At 60.5% G+C, this 25666-nt stretch carries 19 protein-coding genes; 10 read left to right on the top strand and 9 right to left on the bottom strand.

Annotated elements, in window-relative coordinates; genetic code table 11:
- Nucleotides 1–90: 90 nt before the first annotated feature.
- Nucleotides 91–849 (bottom strand): SDR family oxidoreductase, encoded by a 759-nt coding sequence (locus tag NQL71_RS16590; RefSeq protein ID WP_046819042.1) that lies wholly within the window; start codon nt 847–849, stop codon nt 91–93.
- 165 nt (nt 850–1014) lie between these two features.
- On the opposite strand from NQL71_RS16590, the gene NQL71_RS16585 reads away from it, so the two are divergent.
- The 4 genes from NQL71_RS16585 to groL all read left to right on the top strand — a co-directional run bounded on the left by NQL71_RS16585 (nt 1015) and on the right by groL (nt 4528).
- On the top strand, nt 1015–1746 hold the full coding sequence (locus NQL71_RS16585) for a HugZ family pyridoxamine 5'-phosphate oxidase (protein ID WP_077185215.1): 732 nt from the start codon (nt 1015–1017) through the stop codon (nt 1744–1746).
- Between the two features lie 66 nt (nt 1747–1812).
- A complete protein-coding gene (locus tag NQL71_RS16580; RefSeq protein WP_046819044.1) occupies nt 1813–2289 on the top strand; it encodes an FxsA family protein in 477 nt (158 codons plus the stop codon).
- 249 nt (nt 2290–2538) lie between these two features.
- Nucleotides 2539–2832 carry a co-chaperone GroES gene (locus NQL71_RS16575; protein WP_020799908.1) on the top strand — a complete coding sequence of 98 codons (294 nt, stop codon included), beginning with the start codon at nt 2539–2541 and terminating at the stop codon, nt 2830–2832.
- A 49-nt stretch (nt 2833–2881) separates the two neighbouring features.
- Nucleotides 2882–4528 carry a chaperonin GroEL gene (groL, locus tag NQL71_RS16570; protein WP_020799909.1) on the top strand — a complete coding sequence of 549 codons (1647 nt, stop codon included), beginning with the start codon at nt 2882–2884 and terminating at the stop codon, nt 4526–4528.
- 88 nt (nt 4529–4616) lie between these two features.
- On the opposite strand, the gene NQL71_RS16565 is transcribed toward groL, so the two are convergent.
- The gene (locus NQL71_RS16565; protein ID WP_046819045.1) at nt 4617–5360 is read right to left on the bottom strand and encodes a phosphatase PAP2 family protein; all 744 of its coding nucleotides are present in this window, start codon (nt 5358–5360) and stop codon (nt 4617–4619) included.
- 219 nt (nt 5361–5579) lie between these two features.
- On the opposite strand from NQL71_RS16565, the gene colR reads away from it, so the two are divergent.
- The 5 genes from colR to NQL71_RS16540 all read left to right on the top strand — a co-directional run bounded on the left by colR (nt 5580) and on the right by NQL71_RS16540 (nt 9287).
- The gene (colR, locus tag NQL71_RS16560; RefSeq protein ID WP_020799911.1) at nt 5580–6263 is read left to right on the top strand and encodes a two-component system response regulator ColR; all 684 of its coding nucleotides are present in this window, start codon (nt 5580–5582) and stop codon (nt 6261–6263) included.
- Nucleotides 6253–7536: a sensor histidine kinase gene (locus NQL71_RS16555; protein WP_077185217.1), complete on the top strand. Its 1284-nt coding sequence runs from the start codon at nt 6253–6255 to the stop codon at nt 7534–7536. Before colR ends, NQL71_RS16555 begins: the two co-directional genes overlap by 11 nt.
- A gap of 135 nt (nt 7537–7671) precedes the next feature.
- On the top strand, nt 7672–8340 hold the full coding sequence (locus NQL71_RS16550) for a class I SAM-dependent methyltransferase (RefSeq protein ID WP_046819070.1): 669 nt from the start codon (nt 7672–7674) through the stop codon (nt 8338–8340).
- A gap of 3 nt (nt 8341–8343) precedes the next feature.
- Nucleotides 8344–9057 (top strand): lipopolysaccharide kinase InaA family protein, encoded by a 714-nt coding sequence (locus NQL71_RS16545; protein WP_046819047.1) that lies wholly within the window; start codon nt 8344–8346, stop codon nt 9055–9057.
- Nucleotides 9058–9059: 2 nt separating this feature from the next.
- The gene (locus NQL71_RS16540) at nt 9060–9287 is read left to right on the top strand and encodes a hypothetical protein (RefSeq protein ID WP_046819048.1); all 228 of its coding nucleotides are present in this window, start codon (nt 9060–9062) and stop codon (nt 9285–9287) included.
- Nucleotides 9288–9375: 88 nt separating this feature from the next.
- Here NQL71_RS16540 and NQL71_RS16535 read toward each other — a convergent pair whose 3' ends face one another.
- The 5 genes from NQL71_RS16535 to NQL71_RS16515 all read right to left on the bottom strand — a co-directional run bounded on the left by NQL71_RS16535 (nt 9376) and on the right by NQL71_RS16515 (nt 17410).
- A complete protein-coding gene (locus NQL71_RS16535; protein ID WP_077185218.1) occupies nt 9376–12408 on the bottom strand; it encodes a multidrug efflux RND transporter permease subunit in 3033 nt (1010 codons plus the stop codon).
- A gap of 14 nt (nt 12409–12422) precedes the next feature.
- Nucleotides 12423–13571, bottom strand: a complete 1149-nt coding sequence (locus NQL71_RS16530) for an efflux RND transporter periplasmic adaptor subunit (RefSeq protein ID WP_046819050.1) — start codon at nt 13569–13571, stop codon at nt 12423–12425.
- Between the two features lie 205 nt (nt 13572–13776).
- Nucleotides 13777–14877, bottom strand: coding sequence for a DUF1513 domain-containing protein (locus tag NQL71_RS16525; RefSeq protein WP_274643032.1), 1101 nt, complete (start codon nt 14875–14877; stop codon nt 13777–13779).
- 14 nt (nt 14878–14891) lie between these two features.
- On the bottom strand, nt 14892–15956 hold the full coding sequence (locus tag NQL71_RS16520; protein WP_046819052.1) for an imelysin family protein: 1065 nt from the start codon (nt 15954–15956) through the stop codon (nt 14892–14894).
- Nucleotides 15957–15982: 26 nt separating this feature from the next.
- The gene (locus NQL71_RS16515) at nt 15983–17410 is read right to left on the bottom strand and encodes a di-heme oxidoreductase family protein (RefSeq protein WP_166619542.1); all 1428 of its coding nucleotides are present in this window, start codon (nt 17408–17410) and stop codon (nt 15983–15985) included.
- A gap of 192 nt (nt 17411–17602) precedes the next feature.
- On the opposite strand from NQL71_RS16515, the gene NQL71_RS16510 reads away from it, so the two are divergent.
- Nucleotides 17603–21847 carry a dermonecrotic toxin domain-containing protein gene (locus NQL71_RS16510; RefSeq protein ID WP_274643031.1) on the top strand — a complete coding sequence of 1415 codons (4245 nt, stop codon included), beginning with the start codon at nt 17603–17605 and terminating at the stop codon, nt 21845–21847.
- Between the two features lie 72 nt (nt 21848–21919).
- Here the strand turns inward: NQL71_RS16510 and NQL71_RS16505 are convergent, their stop codons facing one another.
- Both NQL71_RS16505 and NQL71_RS16500 read right to left on the bottom strand, forming a co-directional pair.
- Nucleotides 21920–23275: an imelysin family protein gene (locus NQL71_RS16505; RefSeq protein ID WP_046819055.1), complete on the bottom strand. Its 1356-nt coding sequence runs from the start codon at nt 23273–23275 to the stop codon at nt 21920–21922.
- 224 nt (nt 23276–23499) lie between these two features.
- Nucleotides 23500–25551, bottom strand: a complete 2052-nt coding sequence (locus NQL71_RS16500) for a putative bifunctional diguanylate cyclase/phosphodiesterase (RefSeq protein ID WP_046819056.1) — start codon at nt 25549–25551, stop codon at nt 23500–23502.
- Nucleotides 25552–25666 lie beyond the last annotated feature (115 nt).

Raw genomic sequence — 25666 nt, 5'->3', positions numbered from 1 at the left:
CTCGCGATTGCGGTGTGTCATCAATACATAAGTTGACTGACCTAACGCCTTCGCGAGCAAGCCCGCTCCCACAGTTGTCTTGTGGTGCCCTTAGATACGCAACCCGCCATCCAGCTCCAGGATCCGACCGGTGTAGTAGTCGTTTTCGAAGATGTAAGCCGCCGATTGGGCGATTTCTACCGGCTTGCCCATACGCTTGAGCGGAATCCCCGACGTCATCTTCTCCAGCGCTTCAGGCTTCATGCCCAGGGTCATTTCGGTTTCGATGAAGCCTGGTGCAATGCCGGCCACGCGAATGCCGTAGCGCGCCAGCTCCTTGGCCCAGGTCACGGTCGCGGCGGCGACACCGGCCTTGGCGGCGGAATAGTTGGTCTGGCCGACGTTGCCGGCACGGGAAATCGACGAGATATTGATGATCGCGCCGCTGTTGTTCAGCTCGACCATTTTCGCCGCGACTTCACGGGTGCACAGGAATACGCCAGTCAGGTTGACGTCGATGACCGCCTGCCACTGGGCCAGGCTCATCTTGGTCATTTCGCCATCCTTGACCTTGAGCAGCAAGCCGTCACGCAAGATCCCGGCGTTGTTGATCAGGCCATGGATCGCACCGAAGTCGTCGGCGACCTGGGCGACCATGTGGCTCACTTGCTCTTCATTGGCGACGTTGCACAGGTAGGCGCGGGCTTCGACGCCCATGGCCGTGCAGGCAGCGACGGTGTCGTCGAGCTTTTCCTGGTTGAGGTCCACCAGCGCCAGCTTCACGCCCTTGGCGGCGAAATACTCGGCCATGGAGCGCCCTAGACCCTGGCAACCGCCAGTGATAATGATTACTTTGTCAGTGAGTTGCATTTCGCATGGCCCCCGAAGGCAGGTCTGGTTGGTTTCCTTTAGAGAGCCTCTCGATCTGCGCCTGAAGTGGCCCGGCTGCACATGAGAACTGCCCCGATGGCTTGCTGAAACTTCCATCAGCAGCCTGTCCGTTTTCCCGACGGATTCTTAATAAGGAGTCATAAATTGAGCGTTGAAGCGGCTAAGCATGCACGAGAATTGCTCCTCAAGGAATACCGTGGGGTGCTCTCGACACACTCAAAATCGATGCCCGGTTTTCCGTTTGGCTCCGTGGTTCCGTACTGCCTGGACGCGCTCGGCCGGCCGCTGATCCTGATCAGCCGCATCGCCCAGCACACCCACAACCTGCAAAAGGATCCAAAATGCTCGCTGTTCGTAGGCGAGCGTGGGGCCGAGGACGTCCAGGCCGTTGGTCGCCTGACCTACCTGGCCGAGGCGCAACAGATCGAAGACGAGGCTGCCATCGAAGCCGCCGCCGAACGTTACTACCGCTACTTCCCGGATTCGCAGAGCTATCACAAGGCCCACGATTTCGATTTCTGGGTGCTCAAGCCGGTGCGCCATCGCTACATCGGCGGGTTTGGCGCGATCCACTGGGTCAACGAGTTGACCTTGGCCAACCCCTTTGCCGGCAAGGCTGAGCTGAGCATGGTCGAGCACATGAACGCCGATCACGCCAAGGCCATCGCCCATTACGTCGAGCTGGCCGGCCTGCCGAAAACCTCGCCGGCCAGGCTGGTGGGCATCGACAGCGAAGGCATGCACCTGCTCATCGGCCAGGGGTTGCACTGGTTGCCGTTTCAAGCGCCTTGTAATACGCCGACACAAGTTCGCGAAGCCTTGGTTTTCCTGGCTCACGCCGAGCATTGGCCGAAAAATGCAGTGGCCGACGCTTGAATTCACGAAACGGCGACGTCATCTAAGGATTACTGGCAAGGCATTCTTGCGTTGAGGAAACATTTGATGCGCCCTTTTTTGTTGCTCTTTCTGCTGTTCCCGGTGTTGGAGCTGTTCGTATTCGTCAAGGTGGCAGGGGCGATCGGGTTTTTCCCGGCCCTGCTGCTGATCATTCTCGGCTCGATGTTCGGTGTGTTCGTGCTACGCATCGCCGGCTTGGCGACGGCGCTGCGTGCCCGTGAAAGCCTGAACCGCGGCGAGCTGCCCGCCCAGACCATGCTCGAGGGCCTGATGCTGGCATTGGCCGGTGGTCTGTTGATCCTTCCAGGCTTCATCAGCGATGTGATCGGCCTGATCATGCTGCTGCCGATCAGCCGTCGCCTGCTGGCCAACAAAATGCGCCAACGTGCCGAGGAACAAGCGATCCGCCAGCGTGCCTTCGCCGATGATCTCCAGCCCCGTGGCGGCCCGGCACCCCGCGAGCCGCTCGGTCGCGAGCCCAATGTGATCGAAGGCGAGTTTGAACACCGCGATACCAAGTGATACGTCACCTGCACACGGCACCTTCGGGTGCCGTGTTCGTTTTCGGTAGATCGACGTAAAAAATTTTCGATCCCCGCCCTTGTAATCAGCTTGTACGCCCTTATGTAACGGTCACCGCAAGGTTTCTGGCGAACACGCCAGACAGACTTCCGCGGTTCGCTCGACGAACCGCACCCGGCACCGCCGGACTTTGTTAAACCCGCCGGGACTACACCGGCCGATGAAAACCACAATTAGGAGAGATCGACAATGAAGCTTCGTCCTCTGCATGACCGCGTCGTCATCCGTCGCAGCGAAGAAGAAAAGAAAACCGCTGGCGGTATCGTCCTGCCAGGTTCGGCTGCTGAGAAAGCCAACAGCGGCGAGATCCTCGCTGTCGGCACCGGCCGCGTACTGGAAAACGGTGAAGTGCGTGCACTGTCCGTGAAAGTGGGCGACAAGGTTGTGTTCGGTCCTTACTCCGGCAGCAACACTGTGAAAGTCGACGGCGAAGACCTGCTGGTAATGAGCGAGAACGAAATCCTCGCTGTTGTCGAAGGCTGATTACCCGCTCATTTTCCCGTTACTACAAAGTATTTAAGGAATATCGATCATGGCTGCTAAAGAAGTTAAATTCGGCGATTCCGCCCGCAAGAAAATGCTCACCGGTGTCAACGTCCTGGCTGACGCAGTAAAAGCGACCCTGGGCCCGAAAGGCCGTAACGTGATCATCGAGAAGAGCTTCGGCGCTCCGACTATCACCAAGGACGGCGTTTCCGTAGCCAAGGAAATCGAACTGGAAGACCGTTTCGAGAACATGGGCGCGCAGCTGGTCAAAGACGTTGCCTCCCGTGCCAACGATGACGCAGGCGACGGCACCACCACCGCTACCGTTCTGGCTCAGTCGATCGTCAACGAAGGCCTGAAAGCCGTCGCTGCCGGCATGAACCCGATGGACCTCAAGCGCGGTATCGACAAAGCGACCATCGCGATCGTCAAAGAGCTGAAGGCCCTGTCCAAGCCATGCGCTGACACCAAGGCTATCGCTCAGGTAGGTACCATCTCCGCCAACTCCGACAACTCCATCGGCGACATCATTGCCGAAGCCATGGAAAAAGTCGGTAAAGAAGGCGTGATCACCGTTGAAGAAGGCTCGGGCCTGGAAAACGAACTGTCGGTTGTTGAAGGCATGCAGTTCGACCGTGGCTACCTGTCCCCGTACTTCGTCAACAAGCCAGAGACCATGGTCGCTGAGCTGGACGGCCCGCTGATCCTGCTGGTCGACAAGAAGATCTCGAACATCCGCGAAATGCTGCCAGTGCTGGAAGCCGTTGCCAAAGCCGGCCGTCCGCTGCTGATCGTGGCCGAAGACGTTGAAGGCGAAGCCCTGGCGACTCTGGTTGTGAACAACATGCGTGGCATCGTCAAAGTCGCAGCCGTCAAGGCTCCAGGCTTCGGCGACCGTCGCAAGGCCATGCTGCAGGACATCGCCGTTCTGACCGGCGGTACCGTTATCTCCGAAGAGATCGGCCTGAGCCTGGAAAGCACCACCCTGGAGCACCTGGGTAACGCCAAGCGCGTAACCCTGTCCAAGGAAAACACCATCATCGTTGACGGTGCTGGCGTTCAAGGCGACATCGAAGCACGCATCAACCAGATCCGTGCCCAGGTGGCCGAGACTTCCTCGGACTACGACCGTGAAAAACTGCAAGAGCGTCTGGCCAAGCTGTCCGGCGGCGTTGCAGTGATCAAGGTTGGCGCTGGCTCCGAAGTCGAAATGAAAGAGAAGAAAGCCCGCGTTGAAGACGCCCTGCACGCTACTCGTGCAGCCGTTGAAGAAGGCGTGGTACCTGGCGGTGGCGTAGCCCTGATCCGTGCTCTGGAAGCACTGACTCAACTGAAAGGCGACAACGCCGATCAGGACGTGGGTATCGCTGTACTGCGTCGCGCTGTAGAAGCGCCACTGCGTCAGATCGTTGCCAACTCCGGCGACGAGCCAAGCGTAGTGGTCGACAAGGTCAAGAACGGCGAAGGCAGCTTCGGCTACAACGCTGCGACTGGCGAATACGGCGACATGATCGAAATGGGCATCCTGGACCCAACCAAGGTCACCCGTTCGGCTCTGCAAGCTGCAGCCTCGATCGGCGGTCTGATCCTGACCACCGAAGCTGCGGTAGCTGATGCACCGAAGAAAGACAGCGGTGCTGGCGGCGGCATGCCAGACATGGGCGGTATGGGCGGCATGGGCGGCATGATGTAAGCCAGCCTTACCCCTGTATTGAAAAACCCCGCCGGCGAAAGCTGGCGGGGTTTTTTATTGGCTTCAATTCGAGACTAAAAGACCGCTGTCAGGCGCTGGCAGGTCGCGCTTCAACCGCCGGCTCAGCCTTCACCGCCGGCCGGTACAGCACCCAATAATACGACCCCAGGCAGATCAGCCAGCAGAACACCGCCGTCCACACGTTATGCGAGAAAAAATGTGCCCCCTGCAGCATCCGGCCGATGGAAAACACCGAACCCAGGGCGAAGGCGAAAACCAGCGCCGCGCGTGCCATGCGGGGACGGCGATCACGCAACACGAAGAACAGCGCAAACAGGGTGAAACCCGTCGCGGCATGACCGCCAGGCCAGCACCGACCCGGTTTTTCCGTGGCCGGACGCGGGCTCAACAACTCGCTGTAGGTCTCGTGACCGCCGAACTGCTCAAGGCTCCATGGGCATTGCACCGCCGTTACCGCTTTCATCGGGGTAACGAAAGACGTCGCCAGCCCCAGGGACAGCACCAGACAACCCAATTCGCGCTTGAACGGTTGGAGCCGGGCCATGAAGAACGAACCGGCAAAGCCGAGGATAGCCAGCACCGAGAATGCGATGACCATCTGCTTGGCCCGGTCATGCAGGACGGTTTCCAGGAAGTAACTGTGCCGCCCGATGAATCCCCCGGCGACCGGGTCGTAGAACAGCCTGGCCAGGTCCATGTCCAGGGTCGTCAGTTCGAGCAATACCAGAATGATTGCTGCAACGGCGGGAACACCCACGCACACCCAGAAGTTGAGCGGGCGAGAAGCGGGGCGTGCAGAGATCGAAACCATGGCGGATCCTTGGTCAGTGAAATGTTCTTGAATGCGCAGCCGCGCGGAGCATGCGCTCTCTCGTGTCGTCAAGCCGTGAACCGATAGTGAAAAAACCGTTGAGGCGCGAGTCGGCCATTTCGCCAAATAAACGACTGCACGCAACCCTGGCCCTGAGCCACACTTGGCCTTAAGCTGCGCGGGCCAAGACGGCCGTAACTGTTTACGGAGGAGATGCCCATGCGAATTTTATTGGTTGAAGACAACCGCGATATCCTGGCCAACCTGGCCGATTACCTGGGACTCAAGGGCTACACCGTGGATTGCGCACAGGACGGTTTGTCGGGCCTGCACCTGGCGGCCACCGAGCATTACGACTTGATCGTGCTCGATATCATGCTGCCCGGCATCGACGGCTACACGCTGTGCAAGCGCCTGCGCGAAGATGCCCGACGCGATACCCCGGTGATCATGCTCACCGCTCGCGATCAGCTGGACGACCGGCTGCAAGGCTTCAAGTCCGGTGCCGACGATTACCTGATCAAACCCTTCGCCTTGTCTGAGTTGGCGGCGCGAATCGAAGCGGTCATGCGGCGCACCCAAGGGGGCGGTCGCCGGACCTTGCAAGTCGGCGACCTGAGTTATGACCTCGACACCCTGGAAGTCACCCGCGAAGGCCGATTGCTCAAACTCAACCCGGTGGGCCTGAAGTTGCTGGCGGTCCTGATGCAGAAGAGCCCGCATGTACTGCGCCGGGAAATTCTCGAAGAAGCCCTGTGGGGCGATGACTGCCCGGACAGCGACAGCCTGCGCAGCCACGTCCATCAATTGCGCCAGGTGATCGACAAGCCGTTTGCCAAACCGTTGCTGCAAACCGTGCACGGTGTGGGTTACCGCCTGGCCGAGGGGCGTGATGGAGTTTAAACAGAGCCTTTCGCAACGGATCATCATTGCCTTTGCGCTGATGAGCGCGCTGGTGGCGGGCGCTTTCGCCATGGGCATCGTCGCCACCGTGCACCTGGTGGAAGAAAAGCTGATCTCGGCGGGCCTGGGCGGTGATTTGCAGCGCCTGTTGCTGATGGATAACGTCTCGGACTGGAGCCATCGCCCGGAACCGGACCAGCTGTTCTATTTCAGCGGCGGGCCGGGCGATTTCGACCTGCCCAAGGATCTGCGGCATCTGGATCCGGGTTTTCATGAGGTTTTTCGCGAGCAGTTGTCGTATCACGCGATGGTCGAAGTAGTCGACGGCCGGCGGTATGTGCTGTTGCAGGACCAGAGTGATTTCGAAGAACGCGAGCGAGTGCTGTTTGCCGTGGTGCTGGTGGGGTTCGTGCTGAGTCTGGCGCTGGCGGTCTTCCTCGGCTGGGTGCTGGCACGCAAGGTAATGGCGCCGGTGGTCAGGCTGGCCCGGCAGGTTCGTCATCGTGATCAGTTGCTGGGCCTGGCGCCGCCGCTGGCGCCCGACTACGCGGCCGATGAAGTGGGTGAGCTGGCCGTGGCCTTCGACGCTACCCTCGGCCGTTTGCGCCAGGCACTGACCCGCGAACGCATGTTCACCAGTGACGTCAGTCATGAACTGCGCACGCCCTTGATGGTGCTGGCCAGTTCCTGCGAGCTGCTGCTGGAAAACCCCGGCATCGATCAGCGCGGCCGTGCTCAGGTCGAGCGAATTGCCCGCGCCAGCGAAGAAATGCGCGAGTTGGTACAAACCTTCCTGATGCTGGCCCGCGCCCAGCGCGAAGATGCCAGCATGTCTGCGCAGCAGACCTTGGGCGAAGTGGCCGATGGGTTGATCAGCCTGTGGCGCCAGCCGATCGAGGCCAAAGGTCTCAAGCTGGTCGTCGACTGGGGAAACCCAAGCGATACACGTTACAACGCGACACTTCTGCATGCCGTCATGGGCAACTTGCTGCGTAATGCGCTGCATTACACCGACCGGGGGTTTATCCGACTCACACTGCTGCCCATGGGGTTCATGGTCGAGGACAGTGGCGTGGGCATTCCGGAGGAAAAACGCGAAGCGATGTTCGAACCTTTCGTGAGAGGTAACGAGAAGCGCGGAGAAGGCCTCGGGCTTGGACTATCGTTAGTACAACGGATTTGTGAAAACCAGGGCTGGAGCGTCACCCTGACGACCATGGAGCCCAATGGCTGTCGTTTTCAGGTGCAGTTCCATCCAGCCAATGTGAGTTGATCGGTTTCGTCGTCTTGTAAGATTTCGAAACGATTCTGGGTTTGCTGTCACGAATTTTTCACAATTGCATGACTTGAAACCGACACATTGCTACCTAAGGTGGTCGGATCAGAAGCTCAGGAGACATTAAAGATGGTGGATGGACCGATCAAACTGGATTTTTCCAACAAGTACGACGATCAACACGCCCAACGTTACCTGCAAAAGCATAAGGATGGCGTGGGTCGCCGCCTGTCCCACTGGCGTGACGTACAAATGGCGCGCAAGGCGCTGACGTTGGTCGGCGAGCCGGGCCTGGTCCTCGATCTGCCGTGCGGTGCGGGGCGTTTCTGGCCAATGCTGGCGGAAAAACCTAACCGCGTGATCATCGGTGCCGACAACTCCGAGTCCATGATCAAGATCGCTACACAGTCGCAACCGGCTGAAGTGGTGAAACGGGTACAACCCTTGCAGACGTCTGCGTTCGACATCGCCCTGCCGGATAACGCTGTCGACAGTATTTTCTGCATGCGTTTGCTCCACCACATCGGTGAAGCCCAGCATAGACTGGCGATCCTGCGCGAATTCGAGCGCGTCAGCCGTGACAGCGTCATCCTCTCGCTATGGGTCGATGGCAACTTCAAGGCCTGGAAACGCAAGCGCGCGGAAAAAACCCGTGGGCAGGAAGGTTACCAAAACCGATTTGTGTTACCGGCGGCTGTTGTAGAAAAAGAATTTGAGCAGGCAGGTTTCCGTATTCAGGAACGACTCGACTTTTTGCCGCTCTATGCCATGTGGCGAGTTTACGTATTACGCAAGAGGTAACAGATGGCAGAGCAGTGTGCAGCAGCATCGGATGTCGCTTCCCAGGATCGATTCGATTATTTCTGGAGTCAGCGCGGAGAGTGGGTGGAAGAGCCCAATGTCCGGCGTGGCGGTGAGAGTGGTGTGCAGCGCCTGATGGGCAGTGATGGACAACTGCTCTACGTAAAACGCCAGACCGGCCATATCCATCGGGGTCTATTGCACCCCTTCGGACGGCCGACGGTGTTGCGCGAGCGTGATGCACTCACCGGCCTTCGCCTACTCAATGTGCGAGTTCCGGAAATCGTTTTCTGCGAAGCGCAACGCGATCCCGTGCATAAATGGCGCGCATTGCTGGTGACCAAGTCCCTGGACGGCTTCGAGGAAATCGAGAAGTGGTACGAGGGTGGTGGACGCGAGCGCCATGGCGAGGCTGTGCACGATCGTGTGCTCAAGGACCTGGCCGAGAACCTGGCGCGCATGCACAAGGGGCGCTGGCAACACAGCTGCATCTATATCAAGCACGTATTTGTTCGCGTCACCGGGGAGGGCGAGGCTGCCAAAGTGGAAGTTGCCTTGATCGATCTGGAGAAGTGCCGACAGCGATTGACCGCTCGGCAGGCGGCTGCCCATGACATGAAGCAGCTGCGCCGCCACTCGTCATTCAGCTCGACGGACTGGAAGAAACTCGTCTATTTTTATGAGACGGCGTTTGGCAGCGCTATCAAAGGTTTATAGCAATGAAACTTGAAGTTGCGCGAGGTTTGTTTCTCGTAGGAGCCTTGGCAGTTGCTTCACTCGCGGTGGCGGCATGGGAGCAGCCCCGCACGCAAGTCCTCAGTTCAGTGCAGGGTGACGCGCACTGTCCGTTGCCACGGGTTGCCAAGGCATCCGTGGCCACTCAACCCGATCATGATTTGTTGCTGTTCATGTTCGGGCTTTCTCAAGGACTGAGGCCGCAAAGTTGAACAGATCAAAGCCAAAATAAAAGGCCTCGCTCATGCGAGGCCTTTTTTGTTGGTGTTGATCGTTCCGACGCTCTGCGTGGGAACGATCTTAGCGTGAGGGTTTATCGGATCTGGCCAGCAGCGTGTACACGCAGGGCAACACGAACAGCGTGAACAGCGTACCGATCGACATCCCGGTGGCGATGACCGTACCGATGTCAAACCGGCTCACCGCGCCCGCCCCCGTGGCGACGATCAAGGGCACCATGCCGAACACCATCGCCGCCGTGGTCATCAATACCGGGCGCAGACGAATGGCCGCAGCTTCCTCCACTGCCTCCCGGGGCGTCAGGCCTTTGTCCTTGCGCAACTGGTTGGCGAACTGGACGATCAGGATCCCGTGCTTGCTGATCAGGCCGATCAACGTCACCAACCCCACCTGGGTATAGATGTTCATGCTTGACCAGCCGAGGAACAACGGCAGCAAAGCGCCGCAAATCGACAGCGGTACGGTCACCAGGATCACCAGCGGGTCGCGAAAGCTTTCGAACTGTGCTGCCAGCACCAGGAAAATGATCGCCAATGCCAGGGCGAAGGTGACCCACAGCGCACTGCCTTCCTGGACGTATTGCCGGGATGCGCCGGCATAGTCGAAGGCAAAGCCTGCCGGAGCTTCTTCCCGGGCGATCTGACGCACGGCGTCGATGGCTTCCCCCATGCTCACCAGCGGCACCCCGGACAGGATCGCCGAGTTGAGTTGCTGGAACTGGTTCAGTTGTCGCGGCCGCGCCCGGTCGGTCACGCTGATCAGGGTCGACAGGGCGAGCAGTTCACCCTGGGTGTTCTTCACGTAGTAATTGTTCAGCCAGTCGGGGTTGTCGCGGAAGGGACGTTCGACCTGGGCAATGACCTTGTAGCTGCGCCCATCAACGGTGAAACGGTTGATTTCCGCTTCGCCCAGCAATGTCGCCAGTGTCCCGCCCAGGTCCTGCATCGACACACCCATCTGGGCGGCCTTGGCACGATCGATATCCACCACCACTTCCGGCTTGTCGAAGGCCAGGTCGACGTCGACGAAGGCGAATTTGCCGGACTCCATCGCGCGTTTTTTCACCCGGTCGATCACCTGCAGCAGCAACTCGTAATCGTTGGCGGTGTTGATGACGAACTGGAACGGCAACCCCTCGCCGGTGCCGGGCAGGGAAGGCAGGTTGAAGCCGAACACCTGCAACCCGGAAATGCTTGCCAGCTTGGCCTGGACTTCGGGCAGGATTTCCATTTGCGTGCGGCTGCGGTCATTCCAGGGCTTGAGCAGGAAACCGCCGATGCCCGATTGCACGCCATTGAAACCGTTGATCTGGAACGACGAGTAGTACTCGGGAAACGCCTTGAAGATCGTGATGAACTCGTCGGTGTAGGTATTCAGGTAGTCGAGGTTGGTCGGTTGGGGGGCGTTGGCCAGCATGAAAATGATGCCCTGGTCCTCATCCGGTGCCAGTTCCGACTTGGTGAACTTGAGCAGCACCGGAATCAGGCACAACACGATCACCGCGAACACCAGCACCACCGGCCGGGTGTTGAGGGTGCCGTGCAGCATGCTCTGGTAACGGCGCTTGAGGCTTTCGAAAATCGTGTCCAGGCGATGGGCCAGGCCCGTGGGGTTTTCGTCATGGCGCAGCAGCAGGGCGCACATCATCGGCGACAGGGTCAGGGCGACGATGCCGGAAATCACCACCGCACCGGCCAGGGTCAGGGCGAACTCCTTGAACAACGCCCCCGTAAGACCGGTCAGGAAGCCGATCGGCGCATACACCGCCGCCAGGGTGATGGTCATCGAGACCACCGGCATGGCGATTTCCCGGGCGCCCTCGATGGCGGCGTCCAGCGGTGTCTTGCCTTCCTCGATGTGACGGTGGATGTTTTCCACCACCACGATGGCGTCGTCCACCACCAGGCCGATGGCCAGCACCATGGCCAACAGGGTCAGCAGGTTCAGGGAATAACCCATCATCTGCATGAAGAACATCACGCCGATCATCGACAGCGGAATGGTGACCACCGGGATCACCACCGAGCGCAACGCACCGAGGAACAGGAACACCACGACGATCACGATCAACACCGCTTCGAACAGGGTCTTGATCACTTCGTTGATCGACGCCTGGATGAACAGCGTGGCGTCGTAGGCAATCTCGCCCTTGAGGTTGGGCGGCAGCTGGTCCTGCAGCTCCGGCATGAGCTTGCGCACTTCCTTGATCACGTCCAGCGGGTTGGCCGCGGGCGTGGCCTTGATGCCGATGTACACCGAGGGCGTACCGCCGAACGAGCTGATGCTGTCGTAGTTCTCCGCCCCCATCTCGACCCGCGCGACATCGCGCAGCAACACGCGACTGTCACCGTCGACCTTGAGCGGGATGGCGGCGAAGGCTTCGGCGGATTTGAGTTCGGTGTTGGCGTTGATGCTGGTGACCACATACTCGCCTTTCAATTCGCCGGCGGCGGAAAGGAAGTTGTACTGGCGTACCGCGTTGGTCACGTCGCTGGCACTGAGGCCGAAACCGGCCAGCTTCGCCGGATCCAGCCACAGGCGCATGGCGAATACCTGGTTGCCGAGAATCTCGGCTTCGGCCATGCCCGGCAGCGTCGCCAGTTTCGGCTGGATGACTCGCGACAGGTAGTCGGTAATCTGCGGGTTGCTCAGTTCCTTGCTGAAGAAACTGATGTACATCAGCGCAGACGCGTCGGCAGCTTCCTTGCTCAGCACCGGGTCTTCGGCGTCCTGGGGCAGCTGGTTCTTGACCTCATTGGCCTTGGCCAGCAGCTCGGTGAACAGGCGGTCGCTGTTGGAGCCGATACGGGCGTAGATCGAGATCACCGAGAAGTTCTGGCGACTGACCGAGGTCATGTAGTCGATACCCTCGGCGCTGGCCAGGCTCTGTTGCAGCGGTTGGGTGATGTAGCCCTGGATGGTTTCGGCGTTGGCCCCGGGGTACGCGGTGGTGACCGTGATCAGCGCATTTTCCATTTGCGGGTATTGGCGCAGCGGCAATTTGCTCCATGCCTGAAAGCCCAGCAGCACAATCAACAGGCTGACCACGGTGGCGAGCACCGGGCGACGGATGAACGGGTCGGTAAAAGCCATTGGGGGTTCCTTGATCAATCAGCGCGAGGCTGACTGTTCTTCTCGGCCAGGGTCTTGTCGTCGCTGATGGCGATGTGCGCACCGCTGTCCAGTTTGATCTGGCCGGCCGTGACCACTTTCTCGCCGCTTTTTACACCTTTGCTGATCACCACCAGGCCGTCGCGGCGTTCACCGGTTTCAATGAACCGCCGTTCAGCGATCAGGACCGGCTGGCCCTTGTCGTCTTTTTCGAGGCTGCCGTCTTCGGCTTTTTTCTCTGCGACTACGTAAAGGGAATTGCCGTAGAGCGTGTAGGTGATCGCGCTTTCCGGCACGACGATGCTCGGTTGCGGGTCGGGCAACATCACTTGCAGGCTGGCGAACATGCCAGGCAGCAGCTGGCCATCGGGGTTGGCCAGGGTCGCGCGGACCTGCATGTTGCGCGTGCTGTTCTCCAGCTTCGGGTTGATTGCACTGATGGTGCCGGGGAAGGTCCGGGACGGGTAGGCCGCGACGACGATTTCCACCGGCTGGCCGATGGCGACCTTCGGTACCGACTGCTCTGGCACGAAAAAATCGACGTAGAGACTGCTGAGGTCCTGCAGGGTGGCAATCATGGTGCCACTGGCCAGGTAGTCGCCAACGTCCACCTGACGAATGCCGATGGTTCCGCTGAAGGGGGCGACGATACTTTTTTTGCCGAGCGCTGCCTTCAGTTGATTGACCGTGGCCTTGCTCTTTTTCAGTACCGCCGACAGTCGATCGAACTCGCCTTTGGAAATGGCCTGGCTGCCCACCAGCTGGCTACCGCGACCGTAATCAAGTTGGGCCAGCCCGAGATCGGCCTGGGCAGTTTCGAGCAGGGCGCTTTCTACGGCGCTGTCCAGGCGTAACAGCGGTTGACCGGCTTTGACTTTCTGCCCGGACTCGAACTGCAGATCGACGACCGTGCCGTCGGTCTCCAGGCTCAGGTCCACGCCTTGCAGCGCCTTGAGTGTGCCGACCGTGGGCAGGCGGGCTTGCCACGGACGTTCGGTTGCCGTGGCCACGGCGACGCTGATCGGCGGTTTTGGCGCGGAGAAGCCTTGGATCATCGTGTAGATGGAGAAGGCTTTGTAACCGGCCAGGACCAGCACGATCAACAGAACAACACCCAACATGATCAGCATGCGGCGACGCAGCATAATTCCAGTTCCTTGGAGAAAATCAGGTGAGACAGTTGGGAACCTTACCCCGACTCCGCGGGTGATTCCAATGGATGTTTTTGGGGCTTCCCCCTATCTGCAGGAGCCGGCTTGCCGGCGAAGGGGCCGCTGGATTTGCAGCGATCTTTCGGACCTCTTCGCTGCGATGCGGCGACCCGACAAGCCAGCTCCTACAGGATCTCCATCAAGCCATCAGGTGCAAATGGTTGTCCCAGAGCCCCGCCGGCAGCTCCAGGGGTTTTGCAACGAGGTTTGCCTGGCGGCAATCGTAGTACCGGCAGCGCCCCTGGCCCGAGGTCACGACAAAACCATCGGCCACCGCGCCTACGCCGGCGCAATCGGGCAGGGGCGCGTCCAGACGCACTTCGCCGCTGTCCAGGTCCCAGATGAAGAAGCGATTGCCTCGAGGCGCGGTCAATGCGACCAGGCGCAATTCACTGTGCACTGCAACGCTGGCGGTGTAATGCCCCATGGCCTGCAGTTGATGCTCAGGCACTGGGAACGCCACGAACGGCTGGCCGGGACGCTTGATCGCCAGCAGCTCCGAGTGCTCGTGAGCCGCCCCCATGAATTGTTGGCCGGCGACGATGGTGCCGTCGCTGGCAATGCCCAGGTGACGCACGCTGTTCATTTGCTGGCCGAGGGATTCCTTGCTCAGCAGGGTGCCGTCGCGCTGCATCAGGACAAGGCTCGGCTCCATCGCATTGAGGTTCATCTCGACCCGGCTTTCGGCTTCGGTGCGGATGCCGCCGTTGGCCACCACCAGGGTTTCGCCATCGGGCATCCACGACACTTGATGCGGGCCGATGCCATGGGTGGAAATCTCGCCGCTGTGCACCAGCCGTTCGCCTTCGAACGTGTACACACCGAGCAGGCCGCGACCCGGATCGCTGGTGTCGTTTTCGGTGGCATACAGCCAGTTGCCGCTGTGGTGAATCACCGCATGGCCGTAGAAGTGCCGGTTCGCCTGCGACTTCAGGGTTTGCAGCAGCGTGCCGTCGCGCAAGTCGATCAGGTAGCTCTCGGTGCCGGGACGGCGGGCAACGAACAGCGCGATCGGCAACGCAGGGTGGTTGATGATGTCATGGCAGCGCTGGTCGACCTGGGTGGCAAACACCCGGGTGCCGTCCAGCCGGTAACCGACGGCGTAATGCTTGCCGTCGGTATCGTCCCGCGCGGAGAGCAGCAGCGGGCTTTGATCCTTGTGCCTGGACAGCGTCCAGCCGCCCAGTGTCACCGCACCCAGCAGCAAACTCCCTAACTTCAGCGCCTGGCGTCGCAGCATGGAACTGGCCCTCATCAGTCACCGTCGTTGGCATTGAAGCCCAGTTGAATGCCCAGCGCCTTGGCCAGCTCGCCTTCGTGCAGGCGATGGACGACGTTGAGGCTGTCGTAGAGATCGTTGAGCTGCTGGCGACCGGCGTCGTCGCTGAGCATTTCGGTCAACGAGCGCTGGCTGCTGGCGAACAGTTTCAACGAAGCGGCGTAGGCCGCGTCGATCTTGTCGACCAGGGGTTTCTGTTCGCTCGGCAACAGGCCGCGCAGGCCTTTGTTGTCGACACCTTCCCACACTGTTTTGGCGGCGGCGAGGCTGGCTTCGAGACTGGTCAGGGACGACTGGCTGCGCCAGGCATCGGCCTGGAACGGCTGCGGCACACCCTTGCTCTGGCGGCCCATCGGGGTGCCGAGCTTCTTCTTCAAGCTATCGAGGGCGGTGACCTGCACGCGCAGCAGATCGGCGATTGCTTCGTGGGAGTCGGCGTAACGCTGGTTCGGGAACTTGCTCATCTGCGCGAGCATGCCGTCGGTGTTGTTCCAGCTCTTGAGAATCTCTTCGGCCAGCTGTTTCTGGCGCTCGCCAATGGCGATCAGCAGTGGGCAGTACTTGGCTTTCTGCTCGGCGTTGGCCACATCAGGCTTGCTGTCGAACAGGATGTATTCGTAGGCCGACAGGCCTTGCACCACCACGCTGGACTTGGCCAGTGCAGCGGCGTCGATCTGCGGTTGCGCGGTGACCAGTTGTTCGACCTGACGACCCACCAGGTTCTTTTTGTCCGGCCAGAATTGCACCTGCCAGGCACGGTTGCCCTCGGCCAGTGGACCGATCAGCAGGGGTTGCAGCTCGGCCCAGGCTTTTTGCGCGTGCAGGAAGTCAGCCCTGGCGGTATCCAGGGTTTCCTTGCCTTCGCAGTAGGCGAGAGCGCTGACAGCCAACTGGCGGTCTGCTTCAACCCAGCGAGTGTAGGTGGGCAGAATCACTGACTTGGCGATCGCCGCCGAGGTGACGGCTTGCGGATCCTGCGGCGAACAGGCGCCCAGGGCTAGCGCGGCAAGGCTGGTGAACAACAATTTGGGACGAAACATGTCGGGCTCCCGCTGGAAGATGGGTATTAAAGGGAATTCAAAAACGCCAGCAGCGCAGCACGCTGCTCGGCATTGAAAGACAAAACCTGTTGCTGCGCCGCCTTTGCCTCGCCGCCATGCCAGAGCACGGCTTCAAGCAGGTTGCGGGCGCGGCCGTCATGCAGGAACTGGGTGTGGCCACTGACCGCTTGGGTCAAACCGATGCCCCACAACGGCGGGGTCCGCCAGTCGCGGCCACTGGCCTGGAACTCGGTGCGGTGGTCGGCCAGGCCGTCGCCCATGTCATGCAGCAGCAAATCGCTGTACGGGCGAATCACTTGATTGGCCAGCTCAGGTTCGGCGGCGTTGGCGGCGGTGGTGTACTTGGGGGTGTGACAGGACTGGCAGCCAGCCTGGTAGAACAGGGTCTTGCCGGCCAGCACCTCGGGCGTGGCGACATCGCGGCGCGCCGGCACAGCGAGGTTGCGGGTATAGAACAGCACCAGGCGCAGGATGTTGTCGCTGACTTCCGGCTCGCCATCGGGGCCGTTGCCGCTCGGCGCCTGTTTGCAGGCCGTTTGCGCGTCGGAGCAGTCGTCAAAGGGTCGCAGGCGGGTCGTGAGGCCCATGTCACCGGAAAACGCGTGGACATTTTGTTGATTGAGGTTCGGTTGCCCGGCTTTCCAGCCAAATCGCCCCATCACGGTCTTCTGCTGCGCATCATCCCAAACCTGATTAGGACGTCCGGCGATGCCGTTGTCGTCCTTCGCCTGGGCTTGGGCGTTGGCCAGGATCGCCTCTTCCGGGATGGCCTCCAGCAAGCCCAGGCCAATCATCGGTGGCGCCACCCGTGCCGAGAATCGCGTGTCGGGGTGCATCGGGCCGTAGTTCAGCTGGGTGATGTTCAGGCTCGGTTTGCGCAGCTCGACTTGGGTACCGTCCTTGAAACGAACCGTGACGGGCGTGTAGTCGACCCGCACCTTGCCTTCCGGCGTGACCCCGGGCACGGCCATGTCCTGGAACTGCCCGCCATAGACCGGCTCCGGCACGACACCCTGTTGCTCGATGACGTTGGCATAGGCCGGGGTGTCGGGAATCGACAGGCGTACCAGCATCGACACGGCATTCGACGCATCGGCAGGCGGCGGGTGGCCGCGACCGTCCTTGATATGGCAGCCCTGGCAGGCATTGGTGTTGAACAGCGGGCCGAGGCCGTCGCGGGCGGTGGTGGTCGACGGCGCGATCACCCAGGGGCTGCGAAAGAAACTGTTGCCGACGCTGAAGTCCACGCGCCGCGACGGCGGCAGGTTGGCGGAGGGCAGCGAAAAGGCGTTCTGATCGGTCTTGCGCACCGTCGTGCCGCCGCCGGAGCGGGCTTCACCGGGTTCGGCCTGGGTGAACTTCGGGGCGTCATCGCAGGCACTCAGGCCCAGGGCCAGCAGCAGTGCGGACAAGCGAAGAGGCAGCGAGGGCATCAGACATCCTGCAAGACGAGCAAAACAAGGGCGCAAAGTCTAACAGGGCAGGGGGTTTTAAATAAGAGGAATTATCGTTTGCCTGATTTGGGACAACGACCCGAGGCGTAACGCACGCCATACATATGTAACGCACCGGTGGGATGGCGCAGGGGCACGATGAGGGTAGTTCACCCACAGAAGAGATGCGCCATGCTGCATGAACATTCAACACTGCCTGCCATGCGGGACAACCCTTTACAGATCCTCCTGGGGAGGAAACTGTCGGCACTGGATATCCAGACCGCAGAGCTGTTCCAGAACCAGCCTGCTTTCCATGCTTTCGTGCAACAGCGCTTCGATCAGGCGTTCCCCGACGTGACGCCGCGCCTGGATCTGCTGCGCAGCTTTATCAAGTGTCGCGAAAATGACGACACATCCACCGGTGGCGAGCCGGACGATACATCCGATATCCAGGCATTGTTGTCCAGCCTGATGGATGCGGTGGTGCAACGTATCGTCACTGGGCAAGCCGCAGGCTTTGCCGGTCGGCAGGCCCGCTTTTATCGTGTACCCGAAGCGGGCGGGGAGCCAACGCTCTTTACCGCGTTAACGCCCGCTGCGTTCGACACGTTCCTCGATGGCCTGGCCGGGAACCTGCTGTCGCACTATGGACAGTACCTGGATGCCTACTGGGCTGGCGCCGTGAGCTCGACCGATTCGCGAACCCGCAAGCAATGGTTGATTGATATTCGCACCGAGGCGCTGAAAAACGAGGTCGCCCTGCTTAAAAGCGATGGCCTGCTCGACGCCACCGATGAGGCGCTGTTTGCCAAGGTGTTGCGTTACCCGAATGCCCAGGCCCGACAGTTTTTGAACACCTATCGTCCTTGTGTGTATGGCGTGGCGCTCAAGGACGATGAGGCTGCCCCGATCCCCTTGCATGGAGCTTTCATCCTGACCGCTCGGGATCCGCAAGACGCGGAGGTGAAGTGGGACACCAAGGACGTCCCCCTGACGGCTCGTCCCGTGGCGCCGCCAGCGAATGTGGGCCGGGTGTTGTTGTTTATCCCGGACGCTGGCCTTGAGGCGTTCGAATCGTTGGCCAGTCTTGACCATGAACTGCATCGACGCTTGGGTCATGGCGCCGAGTTCGCCTCGCTGTTGGCCTGGGTGGCCGACAAGGACCAGGCACGCGGCCTGGCGCTGCATCGCGCTGCCCCTGTGCGCGATCGGCTGCACTACCTTGAGCGTCTGGACTCCCCCTTCAGTCATGGCGTCGAATCACAATGCCTGATGATTCGGGAAAACCTCGCCTCGACCCTCGCCAGGTACCAGGCCTCGGGGGCGCACATCGATAAGGCGGACTTGCCCCGCGGCTGTGACCGGGTGACCGATCTACACCGTGCCTTTGATATCGAACCGGTGTTGTGGGCGAGGATCAAGAAACGTTGCCAGGCCCGGTTGGCGGTCTTCCTGCAGGATGCAGACGAGACCGACAGAAATGCCTGGGCCGCTGCGATTGCCAGTTATGGCGAGGAGCTGGCCAACCTGTCCGAGCCCGAAGGGTTTCCCTCATTAGCCCAGTTCAGCGATCGCCGCGACCTGTTGGCCTACAGCAATCGCCGACTGCGCGCGGTACTTGAGTCCGAATACGGCCTGACGGTAAATCCGGATGACCTCATCGTCCACAGTCGGGATCCATCAGTCCCTGCGATTATCATCGCTCCCGGTGCCCCTGGTTCCAGCATCCAGAACCCCGGCAAGCCGCAGTTCCAGCACCGTCGGCGGACGTTGACCGAACTGGCTCTGGAAAACATCGGTGGACTGGATTTCAACTTCACCGAATTCTCCAGGCTGACCTTGAAGACCGAGGGCAGCGACAAGCCCGATGAAGCCTTGCGGCCCGAGGATATGCTTGCAGCGCAAGCGGCCGAGACTTTTGCCGGCTTGAGTCTCGAGCAGGTCAAGGAACTGGTGCGCAGGCTCAACGTCGGTCAAAGCCATAACGCGTTTTTGAAGGACGCCTTGATCACGTCCCCGGGGGCGGCGCTTCGCAAGCGCAATTATGTCCGGACCATGGAGCGGCAGCTGCGCCTGGACGCCATTGAAGCCAAGATCAATGGCGATTTTTACCCGGACAGGTTGGCGCGCGGTTTCGCCTGGGTCCAGGCGGTGCTCGATGTGCCGGTCGACGACCATCGGCGTCGCGAGGTCGAGGGGCATCGGGTAGTGGTAGAGCATTTGAAACTGCGCGGTCAACGGGTGCGCGGGGTGTTGTTGTTCCGTACCTCCGTGGCTGGCGGCTCGATTGTGGTGTATACGCCGCAGGCTCCTGGCGGCCGGGTGTTCCATGAGTTTGTCGGTGAGCGCTTCGTGCCAGATTTCACCCACAACAGTCACTGGCGTGAATACCTGGTCGGGCGGGTAGAGCGGGCGTTCCAGCCTCAGGTCCTGGCCACGTTGAAAGGCCGGGGCGATTTCTCGATGGTTCACATGTCCAGGATCGCGAACAACGTTTTTGAAGACGCCTACGAGACTGAGGTCAACTTCGCGATCAACGATGCCGCGGCACAAGTGACCACCACCGAACAAACCAATGTCGAGACCGGGCTTGCCATTGCCACCACGGCGGTCGATGTCCTGACGATGGTGTTGCCGGTGCGGGTGACGCTGCCGATCGGCCTGGCCAGGAGCCTGTTTTCTGTCTTCAGCGCGGTAGAGGCGGCGAACCTGGGGGATCGGGCCGGTGCGGCCCACCACGTAGTCCGGGCATTGGGCGAGTTTGTCGGGGCGCTGGCCGATGGCGTGATCGGCATGCGCTCTGTCAGTGGCGGACTGAAAAGCGCTCCCGGCGCTCGAGGGTTGAACCCGGAAATGGCCCTCGGGAAAAAACCCGAGGGTCTGTTGCCTTTGCCAGGGTGGGAGGGCAAGGGCATCTACTACAGGACGTCGAAACCCGATGGTTCAAAGCATTATTTCCTCAGTGACCAAAACCATTGGTACGCGATCCTGGATGAAGGTTTCGAGGAAGCCTGGCGAGTCAGGGATGCTCGCAAACCGATCCAGTGGCATTACTCACCGATTCGCCGGGATTCGGCAGGGCACTGGGAAATCGGCACTCATCGCGATGCGCCCGGGTTGGGCGGCGGGTTCACGGAAAGAGCACTCAGGGATCTCTATCCGTTTCTTGACGAAACTCAGGCCAGGCGCGTATTCGATTCGTTCGTTTTTCCGCGAGGACGTGAAAGCGAGTTTGAGTTGAACCTGGTTCATTACTTGCGCTCAGGTTCGACCCTGAATGTCTTCGACCCGTATCTGACGGTTTCTCCTGAACGTTTGCGTCTACGCCTCAGAGGACTGGATTTGCCGCGCTCGTGGAGCGGCGGGAGTGTTGTCGACGCCAGCCGACCGGCTCCCATCGAACCGACACCGGGGCCGAGTCGAGCGACTACCGCTCCGGCGCGCCCAGTCCGTCCACCCAACGAGAAATTTGCCGATTGGGGGCAAACCATCGATTCCGCCGAACTTCAGGTGCAAAACGCTGAAATGGGGATCTATCGACGAACGGCGGGCGCCCCGGCGTTGGTCGGGCGCGACTATGTGAAGATCGATGAGCGCTATTTTCCGATCCTGCCGCAAGGGACAACCATGAGAAGTGGTGTCGTGTTCATGTACGACCCGGCCATTGAGATCAATACCTTTGCCCAATTCGAGCACTTGCTTGGGACTGATCGGTTTAGCCAGCCACGAGTGGCGACGTTCAATGGCGCACTGTCCCGGTGGGTCCATCCGCTTGATTTGTCTTTCGAGAAAAGTATCGCCGCGTACGTGGGAGACGGGTTCCCGACGTTCACCGCGGCGACGCAGTTGCAGGTGGCCAACGTGCTGTTCAATCGGGCCAATCCAGCGGGACTGACCGGCTGGGGGATCGCGGCTCTGCGACGAACCCTGCAGAACTGGCGTTTCTGGCCGGTGGGAAACCGTGTTTCACTGGGCGATCCGTTGTCCATGCTGCCGAGAACGCCGAGGGCGCACGATGGGACTTGGCCGCTCAATAGTCTGCCGGGTTATTACAGTCGGCTGAATTTCAGCACTGACGGGATTCCATTACTGTTGCATGACGCGCTGAGCAGCAGGTCGGGAAGCACGCTAAGGGCATTGATGATCGAGCGATTGACCGGCAGTCGCTACGAGTTGGTCGCTGGCGGTGCCGTGTCCGAACTGATTTTCAGGCGTCCGGGGCGTGAGGCGCTGTATTGGCTGACATTACGACGCGTCGCGGGGGACGTGGTCGAAGGCCGCCACTATGTCGGTCCAAGGACTGACCTGATGGATTCGGCGACCCGTGCGTTGTTCATTCAAGCGCAAGCCACCAACAACCTGGTCACATTGATCGGCGGTATCCAGCGGCCAGTGGGTGGTGGCGCGGTCAATATTTTCATTCTCCGCATCTGAGGCTGGCGAAGCGGCAAAAAAATGCCCCGAACGTGTCGGGGCATTTTTATTGGACAGGCTAGCCTGCGTTGATCAGAACTCGTGATCGGCGTTGTCCGGGTTCAGGTCGCTGATACCCAGTTTGCCAGCGGCGGCTTCGATCGAACCGGTCTGCTTGACCAGCGATGCGATGGCGTCACGGACGATCTGGTTGCCGGCGGTGTTGCCAGCAGCGATCAGCTGGTCGTAGTGCTCGCCCTTGTTGGCGTGATCGACGATCACCTGCATCTTGGCTTCGGTGGCGGCCAGGTCGGCCTTGAGCGCGGTGTCGGCTGCAGGGTCGGCCTTGGCGACCAGGGACGACAGGCTGGCGCCGGTCATTTTGGTGCCATCGACACGGGTGTATTCGCCCAGGTACACGTTACGGATGCCCTTGGCATCGTAGAACTGCGAGTTGTGGGTGTTGTCGCTGAAGCAGTCGTGTTCGTCTTCCGGGGAGTTGGCCTCCAGGGAAACCTTCATGCGCTCGCCCGCCAGTTCGCCCAAGGACAGGCTGCCCATGCCGAACAACATTTTGCGCAGGCCGCTTTCAGCCGGTTCCGCTTCCAGGGTGGCGCGGTAGTTGTCGGCCACGTTCGGCTTCCAGTTGCCGACCATTTCTTCCAGGTCGCTGACCAGCAATTGGGTCACGGATTTCAGGTAAGCACGGCGACGATCGTTGTGACCGCCGGTGGCGCCTTTGCCTTCCAGGTAGTCCGAAGCTGGGCGGTTGCCGGCGCCAGGGCCGGTGCCGTTCAGGTCCTGGCCCCAGAGCAGGAATTCGATGGCGTGGTAGCCAGTGGCGACGTTGGCCTCGGAACCGCCCAGCTCGTTCAGGCTGGCGAGTTTCTCCGGGGTGATGTCCTTCACGTCGACCTTGTCTTCGCCGACCTGGACTTCAGTATTGGCGATGATGTTGGCAGTGGCGCCAGGGTTACCCAAGGCGTGCTCGTAGGATTTGTCGACGTAGTCGATCAGGCCTTCGTCCAGTGGCCAGGCGTTCACCTGACCTTCCCAGTCGTCGATGATGGTGTTGCCGAAGCGGAACACTTCGCTCTGCAGGTAAGGAACGCGGGCAGCGATCCAGGCAGCCTTGGCGGCTTTGAGGGTGTCGGCGTTCGGCTTGGCGAGGAAGGCATCGACGGCGGTTTGCAGGGTTTTCGCGGTGGATTCGGCATCGCTGTAAACGGCGAAAACCATGTCGGCGTAATGCGCGACAACGGCTTTGGCAGCGGCTTCGTCGACCTTGCTGGCAGCGGCAGGTGCAGCCGCTGGAGCAGCCGGTGCTGCGGCAGTGCTGGCCGCTGGCGCAGGAGCGGCAGCTTTTTCTTTGTCTTTGCCTTCACCGCAACCGGCGAGGGAAATTGCGATGGCCAACAGACTGGCGGTAGCCAGAGGCATACGAATCATGGCGAACATCCTGCTTCGAGAGGGGGTGGTATAACGCGTCCAGCGCGCAAAACGACGACATAATGCAAATCTTTCGCATTATGTGTAAAGGGTTGTGGTTGGAAATATTTCTTATTCACCGGTAGGGGCGAGCCTGCTCGCGATGGACGTTAACGATAACGCGTGCTGTCTGGATAAACGCGCCGCCCTGACGTCCATAGCGAACAGGCTCGCTCCTGCAGGGATTACAGGATGGCGGCGTTGCTGCGCTGGGCCTGCCTCAGGTAAGCGCTCAGTTCCCGCGCCGGCAGGGGCTTGCTGTAGAAGTAGCCCTGACCCTCGTGGCAGCCTTCGGAAATGATGTAGGCCTCCTGCTCCAAGGTTTCCACGCCTTCGGCAATCACCTGCATGCCCAGGCTCTTGCCCAGTTGAATGATGGCGCGAACGATGGTCGCGTCGTCGTCGTCATCGAGCAGGTCCTGAACGAAGCTCTTGTCGATCTTGATCTTGTCCAGTGGCAGGCTTTTCAGATAGCTCAGCGACGAATAACCCGTACCGAAGTCATCGATCGCGATCAGCGCGCCGGAGCGGCGCAGGCTGAGCAAATGCTGGGCGGCGGTGCTGATGTCCTCCATCAGGCCGGTCTCGGTGACTTCCAGCTCCAGGCTGCGCGGGGGCAGGCGATACATCTGCAACAGGTTGTTGACCACCCGTGGCAACTCGGCGTGGTGCAGCTGCACGGTGGACAGGTTCACCGCCATGCGCAGGTCGCTGAAGCCCTGGTCGTGCCAGTCGCGCAACTGTTTGCAGGCCTGGTCCAGCACCCATTCACCGATGGCGATGATGGTGCCGTTTTGTTCGGCCAGCGGGATGAACAGGTCCGGGGGTACCATCCCGTGTTCGGGATGCTGCCAGCGAATCAACGCTTCGACGCCGACTACCCGGTGATCGCGATAGCTGATCTGCGGTTGGTAGACCAGGTAGAACTGGTCGCGCGTCAGTGCGTCGCGCAGGTCTTTTTCCAGTTCGCGACGCCGACGCATTTCGGTATCGACGCTGGCGATATAGAACTGATAGCGGTTGCGCGAGCGAGTCTTGGCCAGGGTCATGGTCTGCTCGGCTTTTTGCAGCAGCTTCTCGGTACTGTCGCCATCTTCCGGGAACAAGGTGATGCCGATGGTGGCGCGCAGGCGGATCTGCTGATGATCCAGGGCAAACGGCGCTTCCAGGTCATCGAGAATGCTTTGCGCCAGTTCGGCGGCTTCGTAGGGTTGCTCGATATCGGCCTGCACCAGTGCGAACTGGTCGCCACCCAGGCGGGCGAGGGCGCCAAGGCGTCCGCTGTGCGCACGCAGGCGATCGGCCAGGGCCAGCAGCAGCTGGTCACCGGTCTGATAGCTGAACTGTTCGTTGATGCCTTTGAAGTCATCGAGCCCGACACACAGCACCGCGACCCGGCGTTGCAACTTGCCGGCATCGACCAGGATCTTGTCCAGTTGCGTTTGCAATTGCTGGCGGTTCGGCAGGCCGGTGAGGAAATCGTACTGGGCCATGCGCAACAGGCTGTTTTCCGCTTCGTGGCGCAGGTGAGTGTTGCGCTCGATGGATTCCAGCAACTGATTGGCGGTGTTGATCCACAGCCCCAGTTCGTTTTTCTCGTGGCCCTTGAGCAGCGGAATCTTGTGCTCACTGGGACGGTCGGGATTGATTTCGGTCAGGTGCTCGATGATGCGCGACAGGGGTTTGGTCAATAGCCAGTGATAGACCAGGTACAGCACCAGCCCCATCGCCAGAGCACGCAATACCCCGGATATGAAGATGATCACCGAACTGACGATGAAGCCCTTGCCGTAGGTGGCGGTGTCGAGGGTGATGCTCAGGTCGCCGTAATACTCGCTGTAGGGGCCGCGTCCGACCAACTGGGTAGTGAAGGTGCGTTCCTTGCCCAGGATCAGGTCGGTCAGCCAACGACTGCTGGAGTGCTGCAACTCACGGGATTTCTGCGCCAGCATGGCTTCGTTGGGATGGCCTATGGACGCCTGGCGCACGGCATCATCCTGAAACAGGCCTTCGATTACCTGCATGCCCATTTCCCGGTCCAGGCTGTAGACGGCCTGGGTCGAGGGGTCGCGGAACATGTCGAGGATGCGTTCGGCATCGCCGGCGACGGCCTGGCGCGTTTTATAGGCATCGAAAACGATCTGCGCGCAGCTCAAGACCACGCCGACGATCAATGCCGACAGGAGCACGACCCGGAGCAACTTCACCGACAAGCTGTTCTTGAGTTCCAGCTTCAAAGGGTTATTCCTTGTTCCGTGCGGGTAGCATCAAGTTGCCATGAGTATTGGCAATCCCGTGATGTCAGTCAAAGGGACAATCCACCCTGCGGGATTTTGCCTGCAGCTTGGCCGA

Origin of the sequence: Pseudomonas serbica (genome assembly GCF_028823535.1) — a bacterium.
GTDB lineage: Bacteria > Pseudomonadota > Gammaproteobacteria > Pseudomonadales > Pseudomonadaceae > Aquipseudomonas > Aquipseudomonas serbica.
This window is presented reverse-complemented; position numbering and strand designations above follow the sequence as displayed.